This is a genomic window from Ethanoligenens sp. (genome assembly GCF_047718355.1).
Classification (GTDB): Bacteria; Bacillota; Clostridia; order Oscillospirales; family Ethanoligenentaceae; genus Ethanoligenens.
On record NZ_JBDNLG010000124.1, the window covers coordinates 1 to 6,006 of the forward strand.

The 6,006-nt window shown below is 47.7% G+C and carries 7 protein-coding genes; 3 read left to right on the plus strand and 4 right to left on the minus strand.

Features of this window, described 5'->3' with window-relative positions:
- The first annotated feature begins 142 nt into the window (after nt 1-142).
- Both ABF463_RS13540 and ABF463_RS13545 read left to right on the plus strand, forming a co-directional pair.
- The gene (locus ABF463_RS13540) at nt 143-322 is read left to right on the plus strand and encodes a MobA/MobL family protein (RefSeq protein WP_415534419.1); all 180 of its coding nucleotides are present in this window, start codon (nt 143-145) and stop codon (nt 320-322) included.
- Nucleotides 323-439: 117 nt separating this feature from the next.
- A complete protein-coding gene (locus ABF463_RS13545; protein ID WP_415534407.1) occupies nt 440-676 on the plus strand; it encodes a hypothetical protein in 237 nt (78 codons plus the stop codon).
- Nucleotides 677-779: 103 nt separating this feature from the next.
- Here ABF463_RS13545 and ABF463_RS13550 read toward each other — a convergent pair whose 3' ends face one another.
- Nucleotides 780-2,831, minus strand: a complete 2,052-nt coding sequence (locus ABF463_RS13550; protein ID WP_415534409.1) for an SBBP repeat-containing protein — start codon at nt 2,829-2,831, stop codon at nt 780-782.
- Between the two features lie 37 nt (nt 2,832-2,868).
- Nucleotides 2,869-3,693 (minus strand): BclA C-terminal domain-containing protein, encoded by an 825-nt coding sequence (locus ABF463_RS13555; RefSeq protein WP_415534411.1) that lies wholly within the window; start codon nt 3,691-3,693, stop codon nt 2,869-2,871.
- Nucleotides 3,694-3,794: 101 nt separating this feature from the next.
- Between ABF463_RS13555 and ABF463_RS13560 the strand changes: the two genes are divergently transcribed.
- Entirely contained in the window at nt 3,795-4,625 is an 831-nt protein-coding gene (locus ABF463_RS13560) for a recombinase zinc beta ribbon domain-containing protein (protein ID WP_415534413.1), read from the plus strand.
- Between the two features lie 241 nt (nt 4,626-4,866).
- Here ABF463_RS13560 and ABF463_RS13565 read toward each other — a convergent pair whose 3' ends face one another.
- Together ABF463_RS13565 and ABF463_RS13570 are read right to left on the minus strand one after the other, a co-directional pair.
- Nucleotides 4,867-5,334 (minus strand): protein-export chaperone SecB, encoded by a 468-nt coding sequence (locus ABF463_RS13565; protein ID WP_415534415.1) that lies wholly within the window; start codon nt 5,332-5,334, stop codon nt 4,867-4,869.
- Nucleotides 5,334-5,921 carry a type II TA system antitoxin MqsA family protein gene (locus ABF463_RS13570; protein ID WP_415534417.1) on the minus strand — a complete coding sequence of 196 codons (588 nt, stop codon included), beginning with the start codon at nt 5,919-5,921 and terminating at the stop codon, nt 5,334-5,336. Before ABF463_RS13570 ends, ABF463_RS13565 begins: the two co-directional genes overlap by 1 nt.
- Between the last annotated feature and the right edge of the window lie 85 nt (nt 5,922-6,006).

The following is a 6,006-nucleotide window of genomic DNA, read 5'->3' on the forward strand; positions in this document are numbered from 1 at the left end:
TTAAAAACTTGCATAGTCAGATCTAATTAATAATATTTGGCTATAGATAGTTAACTGATAAATAGGAACGGAGTCTGGGAGATTGGCGGCGTGGGCCGACGTCTGTAACCGAGCGTTGGAGCAGATCGGAAGGCCAGAGTGAATTGATCACCGCAGCTATATTTGGCAGAGTATCGAACAGGTATCAACCATACACATGGGTGTCGCGGCCACGCAGATGGAGCGCCGGGGGCTTGCCACCGAAAGAGGCACTGTTAACCGGGAAATCATCGCGCAGCCTGAGAAAAAGCCAAGCATTTGGGAGCAGCTTCAACAGGCGTAGGTCGCAGTCAAACCGACAACCAGATAGGGTAAGGTTAAGGCTTTCAAGGAAAACGCCGCCCTGTTCGGCTTTTTGCAGGAAAACGGCATTTCTTTCATACAGGAGCTTCACGCCAAAGTGATCAACATGCAGACGGAATATTACGGATTGTGCGGCGAGATTGCCGCCACCGCCCGCCAGATCAACGACTTGGAAAAGTCTCTCTCCATGTGGGAGCAGTATGCCGATAACAAGCTAGTTTACCAGCGACTTACCGTCTTAAAGCCGAGGGCGCGGGAGAAATTTCAGGACGTGGACAGTATCTTATCTGACTTTGGAGGTTTACACAATATTTTCTGCACTACCCAAAGCTGAAGGGTTTGTCACCCGCTTTACACAGGCAACAAACCCTATCAGTTGCTTGATTAAAAAATTGTTGTCTAACTTTTTGGGGGCAATTCAGAAACGCGGACGCCCTTTATTGTCGACTTATTACCAAGGAGGATTTTGCGTACATCACAAACCCCGCGTGGTATACAAATGCGTCGTTGTTTCCGTGATTGGTGGTTTGAAACGCACCCGGCGTGACCGGGAAATTGCTTGAGTTTGTAGTGCCAGCAATATAAATACTGCCGTCCGCACCGGTGGCAACGCCGTTACCACTGTTGTAATTGATCCCGCCTATATAGTTGGAAACAACAAAAGAGGTTCCGTTTTCCGATACAATCGTGAGGAAAGCATCCCTGTATCCGTGCAGGGTGGTAGGACTTACCCAAGGGGTTGTCGGGAAATCAGGTGAACTTGTGTCGCCTGTTACGCATGCGTAGTTGCCGGGAGTGAGTGCAATTGCGTTCCCTTCCTCTAAATTATTACCACCTAAATAAGTGCTGTAAACCATTGTGGAGCCATCGGCCGACAACTTGAACACAAAGCTATCTTGAAAGCCGCCGTAAGTGCCTTGCGCCGCGCCGGTTGAAATCGGAAAATCGCTTGATTGGGTCTGACCTGTCACATAGGCGTTTCCCAGCCCATCTACACAGATGGCGTTACCTGTTTCGCCGCTGCTGCCTCCCACATAGGTGGAATAAACGAGACTGGAACCATCCATCGAAAACTTTGTTACAAACGCATCCAGACTGCCGTTCAAGGCAGTCTGGAACGCGCCGGGGGTTACGGGGAAGTCGGAGGACTCGGTGAACCCCGTGGCGTATACGAAGCCTGCCGCGTCAACTGCAATTCCAACAGTGGTGGTTTGGCTGCTGCCGCCAAGATACGTGGAATAGTTAAGCGACGAGCCGTCCGTGGAGAGCTTTGTGATGAAGCCGTCGGATCCGACTGTAGACGTTTGAAACGCCCCCAGTGTGATGGGGAAGTTCATCGATTTCGTTTCGCCGCCCACACATGCGGAGCCAGCCAAGTCCACTTGAATGGAATAACCGGTGTCGTCTCCGCTACCGCCAAGGTAGGTGGAATACACCAAGCTTGCGCCGTCCGGTGCAAGCTTGGTGATATAGGCGTCGTATGAGCCCCCCGAAGTTGTTTGAAACGCCCCCGGCGTAACGGGGAAATCCGTTGAACGGGTTTTCCCGGTAACGTAGACGTGACCGGCGCTGTCTATCGCAATTGAGTAGCCTTCCGTATCATTCGTATTCCCCCCAAGATAGGTGGAATAGATAAGTTGGCTGCCATCCGCATTGAATTTTGTAACGAACGTGGCGCCGTTGCTGAGAAGCGCTGTTTGAAACGCCCCCGGCGTGACGGGAAAATCAGCCGAGTACGTGTAGCCAATAATATAGGCGCAGCCTGCGGCGTCTACCGCTACGGCATTACCAACGTCGAAGGCACTCCCCCCTAAATACGTCGAGTAGGGCAACAGCGGGTCGATGATAAGCTCGTGGTCTGGGTCGTAGCCTTCGCCAAGCCAGAATCCATAGGAAAGCGTCCCGTCCAGGCGGTAGCCGCAAGGCACATCCGTACGCCGCCCATCAATCATCTGATAGGCGACCGGGGCCTCTTCACACGTTCTGCCGTATTCATGGGTCAGTACAAGGCTGCCGTCGTCGCCGACGGACAGGCTGTCCGCGCCCTCGCAGGTGAGCCGGATGGTATCTGGATTTGTTCCGGGCGCGACGTGCCAGTCAAGCTTGATTCCCTTTTCCGTGTGCCGTATGCTAAGGCCAATACCTTCCCATACGTTGCTGTACGTTAGTTCCCCATAGGTTGGAATATTGCTTTTCCATTTATCCGCGTTGTTCCCTATAAAATAATTTACTTTTCCCTCGTGTGGTTCGATACCCAGTACTGACAGCTCGGGGTTCGCATCCACAAATCCCATGGACAAAGCTACACCCTGCATCCTATTGGATTCATCCCTGGCAAGCTCCATGGCGTGGATGATGTGCGATTTCATAAAATAAAACCGGGTATGCTTCGCAGAGGCGTCAAACAGCACCTCCTGCGGATGTTGACCATGATTAGGAACAAAGAAAGCCTGGATATTCACCGTGCTTTCCTGTGTTTGGGTATTCATGCTTGGTATCCTCCTATTTGGTGTTTTTTCTCAACGGTTAATCGATGTGCAAGGTTACAACATCTCCTGCTACCAAGGAAAGAATCGCTGAATCTGAAAACTCACCGGCTTCATTACCAGTTGGAACAGAGGTGGAAACGACCGTCACGCCGTTAACCGCTAAGGACAGCACAATATCTGACGGCTCTGTTAACACAAGCGTATAGTGTATCGCATAGTTGCCGTCCTCCAAAATATTGATTTCACTGGTCTCCACGGTGTGCGTCACATCGACCAGAGGACCATTTTGCATAAACACAACGCTATTTCCCACCTCCGCAGCCCAGTCCGATCCCGAAACCGGCGTATAAACATAACCATAAGCCAGTACAGGCTCGGGGCCGGTGGCACCAGTAGCACCCGTTGCACCGTCAGCACCAGTAGCACCCGTTGCACCGTCGGCACCAGTAGCACCCGTTGCACCGTCGGCACCAGTAGCACCCGTTGCACCGTCGGCACCAGTAGCACCCGTTGCACCAGTAGCGCCTCCGCTTGGACCGGTTGCGCCGGTTGGACCAGTTGGGCCAGAGAGGACAGATGAAGATAGAGCACTTTCCATCTTGGATTTTAAAAAAAGTTGGTTTTGAACAGCGCTATCAAGGACATTACGGACGCTGTCATTTGCTGCTAAAACGTCACTAACAGTTGCTCCTGGGCCACTGATGCCGGGAATGGTTCCGATAATATACTGAAGTTTTTCCCCTTCAGTATTCACAACATGGCTTAAACCCAGCTCCTCCATAGCGATTGACGCAAGAATTAAATTTATTGCATCGTCACGTGAAAAATCCGGACTGATATTCGGAAAACTTGGTAAAGACATAAGGCCGTACCTCTCAGTTGAATTTCAGATGTACTACATTGTATGTGCTATGTTGAAAGGTTGTCCATCAATATAGCTGGAACAAGAGGAAAGCCAAACTGATGGGTAAGTGGGCTGGTGGCCAAGCCAACCCAAGCGCCATTGTGATTGAAGATGCCATTCCCCGGATTATTGATGCAGCGACATGGGAGAGGGTGCAAAAACGCATTATGGAGAATGAAAAAAACAAATGCAATAAAAGCCGAGTGAACCGGGAATATCTTCTCTCCGGTCTAATCCGCTGCCGGAAATGCGGCGGCGCGTGGGGCGGTGCCACCACCATCAGCTCAAAAGGCTATGAACACAGCTATTACACTTGCCTGAACAAAAGAAGGCTCCACACCTGCGACGCCAAAGACATGGCGGCCGCAGACATAGAGCCTTTGGTTGTAAACTGCTTAAAAGACGAGATTTTAAACGGAGAACTTATTGAAAACACAGCAGATGCAATCTTACAAGCCTGCAAGGATGACGGCGCGGACAACACTGATGCCGTCAAAAGGGAGATTTCCGCAACCGAGAAAAAAATTGAAAACCTGATGCATACGCTGGAAGACGGCTTTGATAATGACATGGTACGCAACCGGATCATCGGACACCAAGCACATCTGAAGATCTTGCGGGATCGTCTATCCGCAGCGCAGCCAACCCCAACCGTTACGCGTGAGGAACTGATTAAGGAGCTTGCCCGTGACCGTGACCTCTTGCTGGTCGATCCTCACTATATCCGGCAGGCATTGAAAAAATATATCGTAAATATTCTGATTGATGATGAAGTTGTTGAAATCAACGCCGTTAGCGAATACCTTGCTAATAGAACAATCCCCGGCGGACTTTATGTCTGCCGGGGATCTGAAACCGTAAACACGGCTGGTTGCGGGAGCAGGATTTGAACCTACGACCTTCGGGTTATGAGAGGGCTTATATACCTTTTGCGCTTTCTCATGTGGTGCTGTAAACCCGCTTAGACATGCGGTTTATCAGCATCTATGTTTCGTATTGTTTAGCGAATGCGCGCCGTTTTTTGTGAAAACAAACCCCAAATAAACCCCCAATAAACCCCAAGGGCAGTCAACCTTCATCCAGTTGATCTAACCGATTTGATCGGTTAATATTTCTCAGAAATGAGATTGTTCACTGCTCCAAATCCGTCTTACCGCCCACATCCTTTTCATCATCAGATTTATCAAACAACTCCGTTGTATTAACAATTGGCAAAACCAGTGGTGCAACGTTAGCATTAAGTGTAATAAATGACACAAGTGACCGCAAATATGGAAATAGTATAGCCACTGCATTATGTCTGACAAGATTTATATCATCGCTTTGCAACGCAAATCTTCCAGTTATCGACGTTTCAAGAGAAATAGGCATGTTTTCATCAGATTCAGCTGGAAATATTTTAAACTCCAGCTTTACCTGATAGACACCATTCTCTTCACGGGCAATTTTTCTTGAAAATGACGGAAGTAAAGGAACCCCTTTTTTGGTTATAGCTTTATATTCCTTATTTACTTCAAAGTGTATTTTGTCAACTTGATACCCAAGAAAGCATAAATTGGATTTTGGAAACTGCTGTGTTTCTTTTTCATTAACACCCATCACATTTCCTCCCGGTCAAATCCAAAAGGATAATAAATAACTTTCTTCTCCTTGCTGCAATTCTGATCATATGTTTCTGTTTCCATGTAAAGCGGAATTTCAACATTAGAAATTACAGCTGAGGCTTTAATTAAGCTGTCAATACATACGCTGATCTTTGCATTTTCTTGATCAGGCAGTTCTGTTTTTGCTCGTTCCCAGAGGATTTTAAAATTTCTGGGATCTTTCATAAGCACAATCAATGAATTTTGAGCCATATCCTGCAATGATCCATTCTCATACCGGGTAATAGTTTTTTCACCCAGCCCGAGAATGATTGAGAAAGTTCTTTGAGACACACCATAATTGCTCCTTATGGTTTTAATTTCGTTCGGCGTTAGCAAGTGTTTTTTCTCACGGTACGCATCAAATGTCCTCTTAAGGTTTTGATCATCTTTCTTATCATCCCACAGATCATTTCCACACACATCACAGACATAAATTTCAGAAGTAACAGAAACGTTTAAATCCTTTACTTTCAGCAATTCGTCTCTCGTTACAATGTGTGCCTCCACTTCTTTGCCACATTTTTCGCAATATTTAAGCATTTTAGATTAGCCTCCAAGCATTTCTTTTGGAGAATTCAATAATATATTAAGCTATTCATCGATATGAAAGCTTACTACCTTTACT

Coding starts and splice junctions, on each gene's coding strand:
- ABF463_RS13570 (WP_415534417.1), bottom strand. CDS start 5,921: ATGCTTAAATATTGCGAAAAATGTGGCAAAGAAGTGGAGGCACACATT.
- ABF463_RS13560 (WP_415534413.1), top strand. CDS start 3,795: ATGGGTAAGTGGGCTGGTGGCCAAGCCAACCCAAGCGCCATTGTGATT.
- ABF463_RS13565 (WP_415534415.1), bottom strand. CDS start 5,334: ATGGGTGTTAATGAAAAAGAAACACAGCAGTTTCCAAAATCCAATTTA.
- ABF463_RS13555 (WP_415534411.1), bottom strand. CDS start 3,693: ATGTCTTTACCAAGTTTTCCGAATATCAGTCCGGATTTTTCACGTGAC.
- ABF463_RS13550 (WP_415534409.1), bottom strand. CDS start 2,831: ATGAATACCCAAACACAGGAAAGCACGGTGAATATCCAGGCTTTCTTT.